This window comes from Mesorhizobium sp. M4B.F.Ca.ET.203.01.1.1 (assembly GCF_004791025.1).
Lineage (GTDB): Bacteria > Pseudomonadota > Alphaproteobacteria > Rhizobiales > Rhizobiaceae > Mesorhizobium > Mesorhizobium abyssinicae.
Genome location: NZ_SRUO01000019.1, coordinates 39,729 through 56,955 on the forward strand (window position 1 = coordinate 39,729; position 17,227 = coordinate 56,955).

Below are 17,227 nucleotides of genomic sequence, written 5' to 3' on the forward strand. Positions count from 1 at the left end.
GAGGAAGGCCTTTCAAAGCTGCTGGAGTTGCGAAAGCGTGAGCGGGGCAACGGCGTAATCGCCGCTGCCGTCGAGACCGGTGACCTCGGCGATTGCGTCGATGTGGCGCGACGAGCCGCGTCCCGCTATAAAGACGATCAGATCTATCGCCTCAGCGATGAGCCGGCGGGGAACGGTGACCACCGCTTCCTGGGCGAGTTGCTCAATGCGATAGAGAGCCGAGCGCGCGGAATTGGCGTGTACGGTAGCGATGCCGCCTGGGTGCCCGGTGTTCCATGCCTTCAGCATGTCGAGCGCTTCCGCGCCCCTCACCTCGCCCACGATGATGCGGTCCGGCCTGAGCCTCAGCGTCGAGCGCACGAGATCGGCAAGGGTGACCGAGCCCCGCCTCGTTCTCAGGGCAACGCAGTCCCTGGCCGCGCACTGCAGTTCGCGTGTGTCCTCGATCAGGATCACCCGATCGTCGCATTCGGCGACTTCAGCCAGCAGAGTGTTGGCGAGTGTTGTCTTCCCCGAGGAAGTGCCGCCGGCGATCAGCATGTTGCGCCGCTCGCGGACGGCCTTTTTCAGCGCATCGGCCTGCAGCGGCAGCATGATGCGTTCGGCAACATAGTCGGCCAGGGTGTAGACTTTCGCGGCGGGCTTGCGGATGGCAAAACATGGCGCCAACACCACAGGTGGCAGCAGGCCTTCGAAGCGTTCGCCAGACGGCAATTCGGCACTGACGATCGGGTTGTCGGCGTGCGCCTCGGCGCGCACGTGCGAAGCAACCAGGCGGATGATACGTTCTGCCTCGGACGGGTGCATGTGAACGTCGGTATCGACCCGACCTTCGCCTAACCGGTCGAGTCGCAGCGCGCCGTCGGGATTGACCATCACCTCGATGACGGACGGATCGGCCAGGGCTTCGGTGATTGCCGGACCCATGGCGGTGCGTAGCATGACACGCCGCCGGTGGTCGGCCTCGGGATGAGAGCTCATCCTTCCCCTCCCCCACCATTGTCTTTGCTAAGCGACTTTTTGCCGGAAGCGATCTGGCGGCCGACCTTCTCAACGAATTTCTCGAAACGCTCTTGGGCAATAGCCTGCGTTGCCCGATCCGGGACCGGCGTGTGGGCATGAAGGGTGATCGAAAAGCGGATGAAGAGCGCCAGGCTCTCCAGGATCACCTCGGAATCGCGCCTGACGTGGGCAAGATCGCGGGAGAGCCGGTCAAGCCTTACGCCGTAGCGCCGATCGAACTCGCTCTCGCCACGCCGCTCGATGAACGCCTCGATCGCCTTCGCCACGATCGCTGATTTGGTCGTTGACGGATCGCGACTGAGGTTGTCCAGTTTCTCGCTGAGCTCCGGCTCAAGCAGAAACTGATGGCGAATGCGGTGCGGCTTCATGCGGCTCGTTCCGACGGCCCGGCGTTGCGCCGGCGACGGGAGAAGCATCGGCCAGACGCTCAAAATTGCTTATGGCCGTTATCTACGCTGAGGTGCGCTCTGCAACTCAGCGGACTTCAGAAGCCGGGAATGACATCGTCGCCCCTGCCCTCGTTGATACCGTAGGCGCGGGCCGCAGTGGAAATCCGATCCATGACACGCTTGTCCGCGAGCGCTTCGCTGTCATCGTCTGCGGGCTTGTACAGATCGGCCTGATCGGGCTCTTGAGAGACAACAACGTCTTCTTCGGGCAGGCTTGGATGGCGTTGCTGCTGAACGCCTCCCTCGTCTTCAACTGGCGCGTCGGCGCTTTCCTCGTCCGCAGCAAGTCGGCTATCGACGCTGCACACTTGTCCAGTCCAGCCGTCCGGGCGTGATGCAGGGCAGTCCGCATAGGGCCCGTCGTGCAGCACCGGCGCAGGCAGCACCCGATCTGTGAAATTCTGATCCTGATAATAGCGCAGCTTCTTGGCGCGGATCGGCGGCAACCCAGAAACCAGGACCAATTCGTCTGACGGCGGCAATTGCATCACCTCGCCTGGCGTCAGGAGCGGGCGCGCGGTTTCCTGGCGGCTCACCATGACATGTGAAAGCCAGGGCGCAAGCCGATGGCCCGCATAGTTGCGCATCGACCTAAGTTCGGTTGCGGTGCCGAGGGCATCCGAGATGCGCTTGGCCGTGCGTTCGTCATTGGAGGAAAAGGCAATTCGCACGTGGCAATTGTCGAGAATAGCATTGTTCTCGCCATAGGCCTTTGAAACCTGGTTCAAAGATTGTGCGATCAGATAGGAGCGAATGCCATAACCTGCCATGAAGGCGAGCGCCGTTTCGAAGAAGTCGAGGCGACCGAGCGCCGGAAACTCGTCCAGCATCATGAGCAGCTGATGCTTACGGCTCTTCTTCGGGTCCCCCTCCAGACGCTCCGTCAACCGCCTGCCGATCTGGTTCAAGATCAGTCGCACCAAAGGCTTGGTGCGCGAGATATCCGAAGGCGGCACGACCAGATAGAGCGACAGCGGTCGCTCTCCACCCACTAGGTCAGCGATGCGCCAGTCGCAGGACGAAGTGGCCGCCGCGACCGTTGGATCACGATAAAGCCCGAGAAAGGACATGGCGGTCGAGAGGACGCCTGAGCGCTCGTTTTCCGACTTGTTCAGGAGTTCGCGAGCCGCCGAGGCCACTACGGGATGGACCTGAGGGTTATGCCCCGTCCCGAGATGGTTTGTCGTCATCATCCGCCGTAGCGTTGCGGCAAACGAGCGTTGCGGGTCCGACAGGAAGGTGGCGACGCGGGCCAGCGTCTTGTCCTCTTCAGCGTAGAGCACGTGCAAAATGGCGCCAACTAGGAGTGAATGGCTGGTCTTCTCCCAGTGGTTCCGTCGCTCCAGCGCGCCCTCGGGATCGACGAGGATGTCGGCGATGTTTTGAACGTCCCGGATCTCATCTGGGCCTTTGCGCACCTCCAGCAGCGGGTTGTAGCGTGCCGATCTCGGGTCGGTCGGATTGAACAGAAGGCAGTACGAGAATTTCGACCGCCAGCCGGAGGTCAACTGCCAATTTTCGCCTTTTATATCATGAATGATGGCAGACCCGGTCCAGGAAAGTAGCGTTGGAACAACCAGCCCCACGCCCTTGCCCGAACGCGTCGGCGCAAATGCCATGACGTGCTCCGGGCCGTCATGGCGCAGATAGCGATCGTTCAGCCTACCGAGGAAAACGCCCGCCGGCCGTAACAACCCTGCCGTCTCGACCTCATGAGTCGTGGCCCACCGTGAAGACCCATAGGTCGTAACCGACCCGCGCTGTCGCGCGCGCAAAAGCGAGCCAGCGATTGCGGCGGCACAGCCCAGGAATCCGCTGGCGCCTGCAAGCGTACCGGCTTTGTCGAAGACCTCCGGCGCATAAGCATCGAAGTGGAACCACCATTCAAACAGCTTCCACGGCTTGTAGATTGGCCAGCCGGCGAAGAGAAACCATGGTGCGCCGAGAGGCGTCTGGTAGGTCAGCATTTGAGCGCACCATTGGGTTGCCGTCCATACGCCGATAATGACAATTGCGCACACAACGGCGATCTGCCCGATCAGTAGCTTCGTAGGTGTCATCGGCTTGGCCCGCTGAACAACGCGACCTAGCATCGCGCGGCGCAGCCGGGACAGGAATGTTCCTCACATACGATTTGGGAGCAATGAACGACTTCCTACGTATCAGGTCGGTCAGCACGCGTGTTGCGCCTTCACGCGACACCATCCGCCACTCCATCCTTTCCATTCACCCTGAGGCCCGGCGCCGCCGACAGTTGCGTGACCGCTCCTCCGCAAAGTTATCTTCTGCGTTCAGGGAGCCACGGCGCCTGGGCTGGCTGATGAACACCGTCCGCTCGCGCATGTGGGGTCGAATTGATTTGTGCCCAAGTGGAGGCAGGCTCGTCTTCCAACAGTTGCCGCAGTTCCCCTGGCTCGAACGCCATCATCGGTGGGGAAGCGGGTTCATCCTCCAACAGTTGCCGCAGTTCCCCTGGCTCGAACGCCATCATCGGTGGGGAAGCGGGTTCATCCTCCAACAGCTGCCGCAGTTCCCCTGGCTCGAACGCCATCATTGGTGGGGAGGCAGGCTCGTCCTCCAACAGTTGCCGCAGTTCCCCTGGCTCGAACGCCATCATTGGTGGGGAGGCAGGTTCGTCCTCCAACAGTTGCCGCAGTTCCCCTGGCTCGAACGCCATCATTGGTGGGGAGGCAGGCTCGTCTTCCAACAGTTGCCGCAGTTCCCCTGGCTCGAATGCCATCATCGGTGGGGAGGCGGGTTCATCCTCCAGCAGCTGCCGCGGCTCTTCCTCGTGCGGCAAGCGCCTCCTTAGCCGGTCTTGCAGCGCCTGCCGATCGGCAACGAGGTTGTCGAGGGGCAGCGGCTCGTGGTCTGGCCGCTGCCCTTTCACCAATCGTTCAACCAGCGCCCACGTGCCCTCCAGGACAAATACGCCGCAATCATAATGGTTCGTCTGTCTGGCCATGGGGGCTGGCGCCAAGGTGGCATTCAGCAGTCCTGCGAGCTGTTTTGCAGGCACGTCGTTATATCCCTCTCGCTGGAGGGAGTCGTAGTGATAGGCGAACCGCCTTTCCGGGTCGCGGCGATCAACGAGCAGCAGCGACCAATGGGTGCCGGGGCTAGTAGCCGTGCCATTATTCACTGGCAAGAACAGGAAGTCGGCTGTGGCGTTGTTTTGATTATAGATGGACTGCAATATGCCTCGAGCGTCTTGCGGCGACGTGTGTCGCAGTAGATGGGATACGGAAGGATCCACCAGCCGAGTCCGGGCAGCGAGCGCCGGATTGATCCCCTGCAGTTGCCCCTCCAGCAAATTGTAATCTCTCTGGATATGGGCGTCGCTCAGCCATTCGGCGGCGCCGAGCACCCGCCCCGTTGCAACGTTGGACGGGGCTGTCGGATCGAGCGCCCCGATCTGAGCCCCAGAGGAACTGGTAGTCAGTGTGGTCACATCAACCAGTGGAAGGCCGCGGTAGGTGCCTGGCAGCCTAGCGGTTGCTGGCGAGGCGGGTTGGGGAGCTCTTGCCGGTGCCGCTGGCCCAGCTTCAGCAGCGGCCCCAACGCGCCTGGTGACTGCGTCTGCCGGATGAGCAGAAAGGACAGTTTCGCGCCCGAGCACAATGCGCGGCAGGATATCCCGGAGGTGAGCCAATGCAGAACTGATACTTAGCCTATTACCATAGGAGACAGCCTTGAAGCTCTCAACATCTTTATCCAGCGATTTGTCGTGAATCCGAGCCGCAATCCCAAGCTTGTTATTTTGACGCAGGTACTGACTAAAATGTCTAAGAAAATTTGTATAGCCGCCCACGGTATCTGGATTCCGTCCGGTCGCAGGCGCTGCCAGGTACTCCTTGGTCGAAGCGGCTCTGTAATTTCTAATGAGCTCGGCATCGTCAGGATAGGGGATCACGACAGGGCGAGCCATAATCTGGGCTCCGCCTGTCGACTTCTTGAGGTAACGCAGTGCGCCAGCCACGGTGGAGGAACCACCCGTACTCTCGTACTCCTTGAGATCCTGATCCAGCGACGAATGGTAAAGCCGAGCAGCAAACCCTGGCTTGTTGTTTTGAAGGAGCCACCGACTAAAGCCGAAAAGAGAATTTACATTGTAAGTGACCGTGTTCGCTTTGGCCTTACCCGCGTGGAATGCTGCCCTCAGCCCTTCGATAGCGGTCGCATCGTTGGAATAGACAGGACGCTTGTCGGCACCGTCGGGGACTACAATTGGACGATCCGGCTGCACTGTCGAGGGCATCGACCCACCACCTCCGGGATGCGGTGCTGGGGTGGATTCGTGCTCATCCCTCTGCCTGACGAGCTGCGCCTCACATTCCGGTGTAGCCACCTTATGAGGATCCTGCATCGGTTCGATCCCCTCCATCTCCTGCTGCAACCAAGCCAAAGCTTGGCGAGCGGCCTGCGCGGCTTCATCAACCGCGGAGGATGTCTCCACACCTCTGGCGGACGCCGGCAGAGCCTGCTCCGCCCGCCGTCGAAAGAGCTCTGGCGAGGCGGATTTCTCCGCCCACAATCTGGGCTGCGTAGCGAGTCCCCGTCCAGATTTATGTGGCACCGCCTCGCTTGGCAGCGGGCTGCTCCTGTCCCGTGCAGCTACCAGCTCCTCCGGGGCGCCCTGGTCGCCGTGGCGCCAGTTCAAGTGAGGGACGGCCTCTCCAAAGTCGGGCGCTTGGTGTTGGTGCGCGGTTGGGGCGAGAGACAATGGTAGATCGGTGCCCTCCTTATAACCTACCGGCAGGAGCTCCTCTGGCCAATCGAATCCCTGCTGTGGTGCGGTATGCTGAGCAGCGTCGCCACGGGGACGAGCCTCCATGCTGACCGCGTTTTCCAGATGATTCCCGAGTATAACGCGCGGCGGGTTCTTGCGGAGATAAACCAGCGCAGATTCGATCGGAGCTCCACCATTAGAGGAGGCGGCCTTGTAGCTCTCAACATCTTTATCCAGCGATTTATCGTAAATGCGACCCGCAATTCCGAGCTTGTCATTTTGACGTAGGTAATGACTGAAATGGTTAAGAGCAGTTGCGTAGCCGCTCGCGGATCTGAAATGTCTGGTGAGCGCGGCGTCGTCAGGATGGGGGTTCAGGACAGCGCGACCCACAATCGGGCCGGCTCCGCCCATCGACTTCATCAATTGACGCAGTGCGCCAGCCACGGTGGAGGAACCACCCCTACTCTCGTACTCCTCGAGATCCTGGCTCAGCGACGGATGGTAAAGCCGAGCAGCAAGCCCTGGCTTGTTGTTTTGAAAGAGCCAACGACTAAAGCCGAAAAGAGAATTTGTGCTGCGAGTGACCGTGTCCGGCCTGGCTTTACCCGCAAGGAGTGCTGACTTCAGCCCTTCGATGGCGGTGGCATCGTTGGAATAAACAGGACGCTTGTCGGCACCGTCGGGGACCACAATTGGACGATCCGGCTGCACTGTCGAGGGCATCGACCCGTCGAGATGCGGTGCTGGGGTGTATTCGTGCTCGTCCCCCTGCATCACAAGTTGCGCCTCCCGTTCCGATGTACCCACCTGATGGGTGGGGAGTTGCATCATCACGCGAGCGCCTGAGTTGCCAACCTCACCTGGTTGCCGCTCAGTGACAGCATGCTGCAGATTGCTTTGGATCCTCTGCCTCTTCGTTGGTCTCAACTCACCTTTACCATGCGAGCCATTGACGAGGACCTCCTCGCCTGGCGCACCCATCAACTCGTCCGCCGCCTGCAGTTCGCCCAAGTGCTGCTCAAAACCGGCTTGGCCGGCCTGTCCGCTTGCTCGTGCGGTACGGCGTGCTGCACCTGCAGCCAAGCTGCCACGATGAATGTCTAGTTTGTACGGGTGCACGCTATCCTCACTTCCACAGATCACATGAGCAACCTACTCAGGCAAGCTTTCGAGAGGCTGACGAGGTCCGCCGCCGCGGAAGGCGAAGGCTGGTTTTCTGCTCAGCGGTTGACGGCCTCGCGTGTTGCGGCCGCGCCGGGTATCACGCCAATCAATCTGAATAGTCGATGCGTCAAACGAACCAGGATGGGATTTTCGTAGCGGGGCTGCTCTACTCACTCTTGTCCTGAGGGCAGAATTCAACCATATCGCCGAGCAACTGGATGCCGATTGGATACCCGATCCGGAAAGCTTCAGCTCCTATGTGACGCGATGATGAGGCCTGGTCTCGCAGCGGCATGCGTTCCGAGAGATGCTGCACCAGGTACGAGGCGACCTTATCCAACAAGGCACCACTTGCGCTGTTTTGTGGAGACGAGCGTCGGCATGCATCCATGCGGGTGCTTGAGTGGTGAAGACTCTGAACGACGGTTCCTATGGCGCTGCCGGCGCAATCAGCTGCTTGGGGACGCGTGACGCAGATCAAAGCTCCCCTTGCCGAGCACGGAGCAGGCGAGTGAGAGAGCAGATGAATAGGCGTGTCGCCAATATTTTCGCATTGCTCTAATCGATTATAGTTGTGAGGAGCAATTTGAGACCATTTACTTGCGGCTCAAGTCACCCATAAAAGAAGGCAAGCACCGATTCGGTAGCTTATCCCCTGTCTTTCGCGTACTCGCGGCCGTGGCGCCGGGTGAACGATTGAAGACCGCCGGTCTCACTCGCAGGTGGGTGCCAGGGCGTGGGGCGGTTGGCAAGCCACAGGAGTAGGACAATGTCGAAGGATTCGGGTAAGGGCGATAATCACGGCGGCGGACCGGGCAAGATCGAGATCACGGTGGTGGTGAACGGCCAGCCCACGCAGGTCGAAGCCAATCCCAACCAGCCGCTTCACGTCATTCGTACCAAAGCCCTTGAGAACACGCAGAATGTCGCCCAACCAGCCGAGAATTGGGAATTCAAGGATGAGGCCGGCAACTTGCTCGACGTCGACAAGAAGCTTGGCGATTTCGGTTTCCCGAATACTGTGACCCTGTTCCTCAGCCTGAAGGCGGGCGTCGCAGGTGCCTAAACCCCAAAGTGTGGATCCGGAGGTCTCCCGAGCGAAGTTTGATCGGGAGATCGGCCGGTTCCGGCCATATGCTGATGTCTATCGGGCTCAGGGCTGCTTCTTGATCGAGGCGACTTTTCCGCGCGCTTTCTTCATTTTCGCCAGCCCCAAGTTAAAGCCACGGGTGGTCAGCGCAGCGAGCGAGGTCGACTTCACCGACTACGACTTAAGACCACCGTCCGTGGTCTTCGTCGATCCGTTTACGCGTGATCCGATTGCCCGGAAAGATCTATACCTGAAAATGCTTAGACGTCCGCCGCTGCCCGGAACGCCGCCGGAGATGATAGGAGCTCTCATCCAGCAGAACGCCGTGCCGCTGACGGACTTCATCCAGGCCAACAGTCCCGAGGACGAACCATTCCTGTGCATGGCGGGCGTCCGGGAATACCACGACAATCCAGCCCATTCAGGTGATCCATGGCTACTTCATCGGGGTTCTGGCGAAGGCTGTTTGGCCTTCATCCTGGACAAGATCATCAAGTACGGAATCGTTCCTATAGAGCAGTTGCAGATTCAACTCCAACCGACAATCGTAGGAATGGTGGTATCCCCTCAGGCGATACAAGAATGACTGGTTTGAGAGATGTAACGATCGTGACTCTCCCGCGCGGCTGCATCTCGACCACGCATGGGCATCTGCGCTCAGTTGGTCGCGAGGGCAATGAGGGGATGGCACTTTGGGTCGGCGTTCAGGAAGACCGGCACTTTGCCGTAACAGAGACGGTTATCCCGGCGCAGCGTCACATTCGAACAAACGATGGCGTTTGCGTGATCGTTGCGGCCGAAGAACTGCACCGGCTCAATGTCTGGCTCTACAAAAGCGGCCTGAAACTCTTGGCCCAGATTCACAGCCATCCGGGCCGCGCCTACCATTCGACGACGGACGACGCTTATGCGGTTGCTACCACGGTTGGGTGTCTGTCGCTGGTGGTGCCGAATTTCGCCCGCGAGCCTTTCGATTTTGCTCGGGTCGCCGCCTATCGGCTTGACGAAAAGGCCAAATGGAATGCGCTCCCTCCCGCGGCACTGTCGCGAATGATCATGATATCGAGTTGAACAATGGCATTCGCTAACTTCATCGATCGCGCCGCCACGGCGGCATCTCAGGTCCTGGCCGATTTTCATCTGGGAGACTTCAAAGCAGCTCTTGAAAAGCAGGTCGTGGCAGTCGCCTTCGACCATCAGGCCGCTTCCTGCGCCGAAGGCCAGGCGACATTAGATCTTGCGGTGAGATTGCTCGCTAGGCTCTACCCGGTTCTGGCGATACTCCCGCTGGACAGCGCGGCGAGCTCTCAAGCCCAAGCGCTGGAGCGCTTGGCAAAGTCGATCAATCCAAAAGTCGGCATCCGGCGTTCCGGCAAGTCTGCCACCGTCTGCGTCGTTGCAGGGGTAACGCGCCCATCACTCCGGTGCCCGATCTTTTTCGTGGGATCGGACGGTTGGGCGGCAAAGCTGTCGCGTACGGACCCGGTGGGCTCTGGCCCAAGTCTGCTGCCTTATGGAGCTGGCGCCGCCAGTTGCTTCGGCGCCGCCAACGTCTTTCGAACTATCTTCGCCGCCCAGTTGACCGGCGCCGAGTTGGACGAAACCATCGACCTCTCGCTATGCAGCTACGACAAGACCAAAGCCGGGGAGGCTGGCCCGATCGACTTTCCAGTCGACCTTGGCGAAACCCACCTCGTTGGGCTCGGTGCGATAGGCCATGGCTCGCTTTGGGCGCTAGCGAGACAACCCGATCTCAAGGGTCGTCTGCATGTAATCGATCACGAAGCGATCGAACTCTCAAACCTGCAGCGCTACGCATTGGCCGGCCAGGCGGAGATCGGTATGTCCAAGGCGGTTCTTGCAGCCACCGCCCTTAGATCGACTGCCCTTGAGGTCGAGGCGCACCCTCTGACGTGGGCAGAATATGTTGCGCGCCGGGGCAATTGGGTCTTCGACCAAGTGGGTGTGGCGCTTGACACCGCCGCCGACCGTCTGGCTGTCCAAGGTGCACTGCCGCGATGGATCGCAAACGCTTGGACGCAGGAGCACGATCTCGGTATCTCCCGGCATGGTTTCGATGACGGCCAGGCTTGCCTTTGTTGCATGTACCTGCCATCCGGAAAATCCAAGGACGAGCACCAGCTGATTGCCGAGGAACTCGGAATACCGGAAGCACACGAGCAGGTGAAAACGCTCCTGCAGACCAATGCCGGAGTTCCCAACGACTTTGTAGTTCGCGTGGCTACAGCGATGGCTGTGCCGTTTGAACCGCTAGCCCCGTTTGTCGGCCAGCCCCTGCGCTCCTTTTATCAGCAGGCTATCTGCGGCGGTCTGGTGTTCCAGCTTAGCGAAGGAAGTCGCCGCGTTCGAACTGTCGTTCCGATGGCCTTTCAGTCGGTGCTTGCCGGGATTATGCTTGCCGCGGATTTGGTCAAACATAGTGCGGGGTTTCCCATGAGCCCGACGACGAGCACTCGGGTGAATCTTCTGCGCCCCCTTGGCTCTCACTTGCACGATCCGAAGGCCAAGGACTCCAGCGGCCGCTGCATCTGTAGCGACGACGATTTCATTGCCGCTTACAGGCGCAAATACGGCGAGCCCGTTGATCAGGTAAGCGATGTCTCGGCCGCCTAAGCAGACGCGCACCTCTCCGTGGACGCAGGGGGCGCGGCTTGTGGGCGTGACCATGGGCGCCATTATGACACGCTTGGCCCGCTCCTTTGCCCGCCTATCGTCCTCCGCGCATGATCCCTGACACCTCCTTGCCGACGTGATGATCCAGCACCAGCCGCCATGGCACCAGAGGCTGGTCAAACCTCCGTTGTTGGCCGGTTTGGACAGTGCTGCATCAGGTCTCGACCGACGTCTCGACAGTCAGGGCTGCTTCGACGGGTGTGAAGATGTCAACATCGACCCCAGGCGCCCGAATCGTCACAATCAGGGCGTACCGAGCCAGAGCGTCGACGCGTTCCAGGTAAGGCTTCTCCTTCCACCAGCCCCCGACCGGGAACACGCCGATCGCGTCACGCTCGGCGAGATCGGCGGCGCTGCCCGACCAGAAATCGGCGTGCAACGAGCCGCGATCGCGGAAGGTGCCGAGCAGCCACTCTTCTCCGCCTCCAGCAGGCGCCCCTTCCTCCTCGTCCCGAGCGGCCTGATTGATGCGGGCTCGGAATTCGTCGACTGTCTCGGTCGCTGACTTTACTCTGAACCGAAGACCATGGGACGCGTAACGATGCCGGCGGGTCCATCCGCGTTCACCGGGGTTGGGTTCGATGAAATAGGACAGCGTGACGCGGAGCTCGACCTGGGCAGCGCCGAGCGCCGCGAGCTGCTCCTTCGGCCAAGGCAGGCGATGCAGCTTCATGTCACGCGTTTTGGCAGCCGCGCCGCCCTCGCGCTGGAAAGGCTGAAGCTCATCTTCAACGATAAGCGTGAGGTCGTTCACCGTTGACAGAAGCGCGCGCCCAAGATCTGGCACGCCATAACCATAGCGCCGCACGAGCGCCTGGATCTCGCCCTTCGCTCCGTTGCACGCATCGATGCGTGCGCGCATCGCCGGAGTCCATTCGGCCGAGTGGACGATCAGGGCGCGAACCGTTTCAGGCCACAGCTCGGGGCGCGCTGATAGAATTAGTCCCGCCATCCGTGCGGCATGGGCCGTTGCCGCGCTCGTATCTCCGAGGGTGGTGAAGTGGCGCAGTTCGGGTCGATAGAAAGTGGTCAATATCTGCAGATCGTCGATCGGCTCGCCAGGCAACACACCGTCATGGGCGAGATTGCCGCCTTCGAAGACGACCTCGGGCTTCACCGGCCACTGCCTGTCCCAAACGACCGAAGTGCGACTGCGCGGCGAGAGCTCGCCGACCGGCGCGATCGGAGCGTAGCCCGCAAAGTCGGTGTCAATGATATCGACCTTTTCTGTGAAAGCGCCGACCGTCAGCGCATTCCAGGCCTGAGAAGGATCATCGACTGCTTCCAGATCGTTGCGCGTCAAATGCTCGGCCGGCATGAGGTCATCGCCGATGTTGCCGGCAGAGAGAACGATCAAGCGTCGCTGTTCCTCTTCGAAACAGAGTTGGTCGATAGCGGCAGACCACGATGTGGGCCTTCCACGCGCCGGACTGGCGCTTGTCACAGCCATTGCGATCGCGCGGCGGCGCTCCGGCGCCTGCACCTCGGCGCGGGCGATCGCTTCCGCGGTGATCGCGCCATAGAGTTCTGGATCGTTTGCCTCGTCTTCTGGCGGAAGGATACGAACACTCTCCAGCCGAAAGGGCAATGGAACTGGATCGCCTCCGACCAGGAGCGGGACCAGATCACCGTACAGGCCGACACCTGCCATTCGCGTCCCGTGGCCGCTCCACGCAGGTGTGTCGTCGCTGCCCCATGCCGGTTTGACGGTGTGCCAGTCTTCAACGGCAAGTGCGGGTTCGATCAACGGGTGGGTGCGACGCACGCCGCTGTCGAGAATGCAGACCGCAATATCGGTTGAGGCGGTCTGACGCGCCCGAGAAGCTCGTCGCTCCAGTCCCTTTGCTCCGCGCCGCCAAGGCCCATGAAGAAGGACGGCGTATCCTTCGCGCGCCGCAGCTCGGCGACGACATCGCTGTGCGCAATCATGCGGTCGAGCATTGCCGTGCTGGCGAGTGCCAGCATGACCACCCGCTCCGGAAACCTGACCGCATGCGTGCGCAAAGTGATGTTCAGGGCTTCGGCAATGTGCTCGAAGTTCTCGCGGCGACCGTCGCGCAGCCAGACTTCCCACCACACCTGCTCGTCAGCGGCCTGGGGGAAGAGGTCGTCGTGGTCGGTAAACAACGATCGTGCAGTCGCCAGCCTGACTGTCTCCATGCGGGAGACGAGCGGCTCGTTGCGCGGTCTGCCGCGGTCAGTGTCAACGTCTCGATACGCCTCGACTTTCCGCAAATAATAGGCTTGCGCGCTTTGCGGCAGGAACACCGACGCTGTGATGGGAGCACCGGGTTGAGTTGGCTCATGGACGGCGACCAGCTCCATGTGCTGGCGACGATCGGCCAACTGGTCGAGGGCCGCCCGTCCGGACATGGGCAGATCGATCTCGAGATAAAAGCCAGGCGTGCCGACCGACAGCTGGGGGTCACGCGCCGCAATCTGCTGGCGTGCACTTTCGACCGCTTGTTCGATGGATTGCGTCAAGGCCGCAGCATGCGACGCCCGATCACGCGCCGGCAGCGGCGGTGCATGTATAAGTTGGTTGGGCCGCCGATAGGCTTCCCGAATGCCGTTGTTGCGAAGGTGGATATGGGCGCGGTCGCGCGGAAAATCGTCTGCCATTATGATCTGTGCTGTCGCTACTCAGACAGCGAAGCCTGCCGGCGTTCCTTCAGAGCGTCGATGAGCGCTTCCGAGGTGATCCGCTTCCCCCCCCGCAATATGATGGTTTTTGCAGCGTCGTCGGCCGCGCGGGTGATCTCGGCCTGCGACAGTCTCTCTGCCTGAGAGATCGCCTCGTTCCAGGCGAGCCCTCTGGTGTCGAAGCGGTCGAGTCGAGCCCGAAGCAGCGCCTCGATAATCGGCCGATCGGGCACGGCGTATTCGATGACATCGTCGAAACGGCGGAACAAAGCTCTGTCGAGCAGCTCGGGATGATTTGTTGCCGCAATAATCAGGCTGTGGCTGTCGTCTTGCTCGAGAAACTGCAGAAACGAATTCAGCACGCGCCGAATCTCGCCAACATCCTGGCGTTCGCCTCGACGCGCGCCGATGGCATCGAATTCGTCAAAGAAGTAGACGCCCCGCGTCGCCTGCATTGCATCAAAAACAAGCCGCAGCTTTCCGGCAGTCTCTCCCATGAACTTGGTGATCAAACCATCGAGGACGATCGTGAAAAGGGGCAGATGAAGCTCCCCGGCCAATGCCGATGCGGTCATCGTCTTGCCTGATCCTGGCGGGCCGACCAGAAGCAGTTTGCGACGGGGAACAAGCCCGTGCTCGCGCAAGCTTGCTTGTTGGCGCTGCTCTCCCAGCACGCGGTGCAGGCGCGAGCGCAGACTGTCCGGCAAAATCATGTCGGTCAGTCGCAGGTCCGGATAGCGCACATGCAGGAGCCCTGCGAGCTCGCCCTTTGGCTGAAAAAGGGGAACCGGCCGACTGCTCTTGGCAATCCGGGCGTCCCTGCTCTTGGCTGCGTCGACCAGATCCTTGAGCTCCTGAGCAAGCTTGCCATGGCCTTGACGTGCCTCATGCGCAGCAAGCTGCATCGCGATAGAGAGGAAACGATCCTCGTCGCCGGCAATGTGGCTTTTAAGCAGCGTCACGATATGGCGGGCCGTGGTCATGGCTCTCTTCTGGGGTATCCGTTTACTTGGCGAAGCGCATGCAACCTAAACGCTTTCAACGGCGATTTGTATCGCGCAATGGTGTTTTTTCTCTTGTCGATGTTCGCCCGTGGCAACTTCAGCGGTGAACTGTTGCGCCGCGGTCATAGGCCAGCCGGAATAACGCCGGCCAGCAGACAACAGTCCGCATCTTCGAGCGCTCGAAGTCTGGCCACTCACGCAGCGTGTCGGGTCCGAACGCTCCAAAGCCGCCCCGCCTGGCAGGTCCATGCGACCGATTGCGGGCGTGCGGCCATAAGGTCTACGCGGGCTCGCATGGCTGCCCGCGCCGCTGGCTAAAAAAGCTGTACACCATCTCACGAAACACCAGGTCCGCTCCTTTGCCGGCCGACGGTCCATGAAATCCCCTCCCCACTCACGACACCGGAGACCTCCTTGCCCACATGGCGCTCAAGCACCGGCCGCCATGGCACCAGCGTGAACTCGCGCGACTTCTCAACGACGGCATATTTTCCGCTGGCAAGCTCGACGGAGCGGCGGAGCGTACCCTCTACTCGTCCTCCGGATCGCGCTTCGGCATAGGGCAGGCCAAGTTCCTCCGACAGTTGGCCAGCAACACGGTTCAGTTCTCGCTGGCGCAGGATCGAAAGCATGTTGGCTCGATAGACGATCCGATCCTGTTCTTCATGCGCGAGGCCTTGCGCGATCAGCCACTCCCGCCGGCGAGCTTGCGCCTCTCTCACGTCGCAGCCGAAGCCGGATCCGTGCAAAGGCTCGGGTCTATCGGCAACCAGCTCCCGGTCGAGCCAGGTGGCGCCGTTGAAGCTGACCTGTCGCTCCAGCGCCATTGAGGAGAGCTTGTCGACAACGACAGGCTCGGCCCTGGCCCGCTGGCCCTCATAATTCGCGACGCGATCGAGATGGTCCGGCGCGATGAGCCAGGTGCCGTTCGGCTCTCGCTCAACGCCGCCGGTCGCGCGGCGGATCGCCTCCAGCCGCCGCACATGCGTTCGCGCAAAGCTCTCGGTGGCGGATGGGTCATGCTTCAGGTGGATATCGACGTCGTAACGGCCGCCATTCGCGGCGGCGATTTCGGCGATGGTACGATCGACCCGCCTCGGCTCGGTGTTCCTTGGCGCGACACGCACGATGCAGCCATTAGGCATCGTTTCCATCGCCTCGCCTCTACCGATGTCGATCCAATGGCTCTTACCGTCGACGGCGTCGACGATCATGTAGTGGCGGTCATTGATCTCGTCGGCCAGTCCACGCGCGACAACGCGACCGACGAGAGACTGGACGGGCTCGCCGGCTCGATCGTGGATCACCCAGTCGGCGGCACTGCGTGCAAGCCCCTTGCCGGCCAGTTCGCGGTGGATGGTCTTGATGATGTCGCCGCGTTCGCCGGTGCGGCGCAGCGTGGCTTCGAGCTCATCGTCGAGGCGCCAGGAGCCAGCGCCGACCTCCGCGGCCAGACCCATCCGCTCGAGCTTGCGCAGCCGTCCCTGGTGCAGCGTCTGGCGAATGGCGTCGGGACCGCCCGGCGAGACCAGCCCGTCATCATCACGCATGCTGAGCAGCCGACGGTCGATGCTGGTGAAGCGTTCCTGCTCCATTTCCCGGCGCAGGCGAAGCTCAATCTCGCGGTCGGTTCGCGGACCGAGATCGAGGCTGACCAGCTCGGCCGCCCGCTCGCGGATGCCAGATGAGATATATTCGCGCGCGATGACCAGGTTCTCGCCACGGTCGTCCCTGCCTCGGACGATGATGTGGCTGTGCGGGTGGCCGGTGTTGAAATGATCAACCGCGACCCAGTCGAGCTTCGTGCCGAGGTCTTCCTGCATCTGCGCCATGAGCCGCCGCGTCAGCGCCTTCAGGTCTTCATACTCGATGCCGTCTTCGGCAGCGACGATGAAGCGGAATTGGTGGCGGTCGCCGTCCGCGCGATCGATGAACGCCTTGCCGTCGACGCGGTCGCTGTCGGCGCCGTAGAGCTCGCCAGGCGCACCTTCTCGGGTGACGCCGTCGCGCTGAAGATAGCGTAGATGGGCACGCGCCCCGTCCGCGCCCTTGCCGGCGAGCTTGACGATCCGCGCCTTGACGATCACCCGGCGCTGGCGGAAGGCGGCATACCGGTCGCGCGATTTCAGCAGCGCCGCAGCCGCCCCGCCGCGCCCTGTCCGGCTGCCCGTGAAGCGACCGCCGGGCTGGGGCTGGCCGCCGGCTCGGTTGACGGCTGCCCGGACTTGACCGGCATAGCGTTTGCCTGCCTTCGAGCCGCGCGACCCGATTTTGCCGAGCTTCGGCCTGAACTCGTCATCCTTCATGCGAGCCTCCCAGACATATCAAGCAAAATCAGACACTTACACGTCCAACCCTCTTGGCACCGGCGGCAGCCTCCTGGAAAAACGATGTGCAGACAAAGATTTAACCGCCTCCTGGAGGCGGT

At 61.4% G+C, this 17,227-nt stretch carries 10 protein-coding genes and 1 pseudogene; 4 read left to right on the top strand and 7 right to left on the bottom strand.

The genetic code is table 11. From position 1 onward, the window contains the following. Nucleotides 1-12: 12 nt before the first annotated feature. The 4 genes from trbB to EN846_RS28660 all read right to left on the bottom strand — a co-directional run bounded on the left by trbB (nt 13) and on the right by EN846_RS28660 (nt 7,215). A complete protein-coding gene (trbB, locus tag EN846_RS28645) occupies nt 13-981 on the bottom strand; it encodes a P-type conjugative transfer ATPase TrbB (protein WP_095520373.1) in 969 nt (322 codons plus the stop codon). Further along, a complete protein-coding gene (locus EN846_RS28650; RefSeq protein WP_095488561.1) occupies nt 978-1,391 on the bottom strand; it encodes a CopG family transcriptional regulator in 414 nt (137 codons plus the stop codon). The genes trbB and EN846_RS28650 overlap by 4 nt, the downstream gene beginning before the upstream one ends. 116 nt (nt 1,392-1,507) lie before the next feature. Further along, nucleotides 1,508-3,532, bottom strand: a complete 2,025-nt coding sequence (locus tag EN846_RS28655) for a conjugal transfer protein TraG (protein ID WP_095520376.1) — start codon at nt 3,530-3,532, stop codon at nt 1,508-1,510. Between the two features lie 218 nt (nt 3,533-3,750). Then, nucleotides 3,751-7,215 carry a Ulp1 family isopeptidase gene (locus EN846_RS28660; RefSeq protein ID WP_236370632.1) on the bottom strand — a complete coding sequence of 1,155 codons (3,465 nt, stop codon included), beginning with the start codon at nt 7,213-7,215 and terminating at the stop codon, nt 3,751-3,753. 922 nt (nt 7,216-8,137) lie between these two features. Here EN846_RS28660 and EN846_RS28665 point away from each other — a divergent pair. Genes EN846_RS28665 through EN846_RS28680 form a run of 4 tightly spaced genes read left to right on the top strand, consistent with a single transcriptional unit; the run spans nt 8,138 to nt 11,092 of the window. After that, nucleotides 8,138-8,434 carry a DUF2604 domain-containing protein gene (locus EN846_RS28665; protein ID WP_024505654.1) on the top strand — a complete coding sequence of 99 codons (297 nt, stop codon included), beginning with the start codon at nt 8,138-8,140 and terminating at the stop codon, nt 8,432-8,434. Continuing rightward, nucleotides 8,427-9,044, top strand: a complete 618-nt coding sequence (locus tag EN846_RS28670) for a putative metal-binding protein (protein ID WP_091595799.1) — start codon at nt 8,427-8,429, stop codon at nt 9,042-9,044. Before EN846_RS28665 ends, EN846_RS28670 begins: the two co-directional genes overlap by 8 nt. Beyond that, a complete protein-coding gene (locus EN846_RS28675) occupies nt 9,041-9,529 on the top strand; it encodes a Mov34/MPN/PAD-1 family protein (protein ID WP_091595801.1) in 489 nt (162 codons plus the stop codon). Before EN846_RS28670 ends, EN846_RS28675 begins: the two co-directional genes overlap by 4 nt. 3 nt (nt 9,530-9,532) lie before the next feature. After that, on the top strand, nt 9,533-11,092 hold the full coding sequence (locus EN846_RS28680) for an E2 ligase fold family C protein (protein WP_091595803.1): 1,560 nt from the start codon (nt 9,533-9,535) through the stop codon (nt 11,090-11,092). 214 nt (nt 11,093-11,306) lie between these two features. Here the strand turns inward: EN846_RS28680 and EN846_RS28685 are convergent. The 3 genes and pseudogenes from EN846_RS28685 to rlxS form a co-directional block, all read right to left on the bottom strand. Next, nucleotides 11,307-13,774, bottom strand: a pseudogene (locus EN846_RS28685) (S8 family peptidase). A gap of 17 nt (nt 13,775-13,791) precedes the next feature. Then, the gene (locus EN846_RS28690; protein WP_095488552.1) at nt 13,792-14,778 is read right to left on the bottom strand and encodes an ATP-binding protein; all 987 of its coding nucleotides are present in this window, start codon (nt 14,776-14,778) and stop codon (nt 13,792-13,794) included. Nucleotides 14,779-15,134: 356 nt separating this feature from the next. Further along, nucleotides 15,135-17,105 carry a relaxase/mobilization nuclease RlxS gene (rlxS, locus tag EN846_RS28695; RefSeq protein WP_095521267.1) on the bottom strand — a complete coding sequence of 657 codons (1,971 nt, stop codon included), beginning with the start codon at nt 17,103-17,105 and terminating at the stop codon, nt 15,135-15,137. Nucleotides 17,106-17,227: the final 122 nt, after the last annotated feature.

Coding starts and splice junctions, on each gene's coding strand:
- trbB (WP_095520373.1), bottom strand. CDS start 981: ATGAGCTCTCATCCCGAGGCCGACCACCGGCGGCGTGTCATGCTACGC.
- EN846_RS28650 (WP_095488561.1), bottom strand. CDS start 1,391: ATGAAGCCGCACCGCATTCGCCATCAGTTTCTGCTTGAGCCGGAGCTC.
- EN846_RS28655 (WP_095520376.1), bottom strand. CDS start 3,532: ATGACACCTACGAAGCTACTGATCGGGCAGATCGCCGTTGTGTGCGCA.
- EN846_RS28665 (WP_024505654.1), top strand. CDS start 8,138: ATGTCGAAGGATTCGGGTAAGGGCGATAATCACGGCGGCGGACCGGGC.
- EN846_RS28675 (WP_091595801.1), top strand. CDS start 9,041: ATGACTGGTTTGAGAGATGTAACGATCGTGACTCTCCCGCGCGGCTGC.
- EN846_RS28680 (WP_091595803.1), top strand. CDS start 9,533: ATGGCATTCGCTAACTTCATCGATCGCGCCGCCACGGCGGCATCTCAG.
- EN846_RS28690 (WP_095488552.1), bottom strand. CDS start 14,778: ATGACCACGGCCCGCCATATCGTGACGCTGCTTAAAAGCCACATTGCC.
- rlxS (WP_095521267.1), bottom strand. CDS start 17,105: ATGAAGGATGACGAGTTCAGGCCGAAGCTCGGCAAAATCGGGTCGCGC.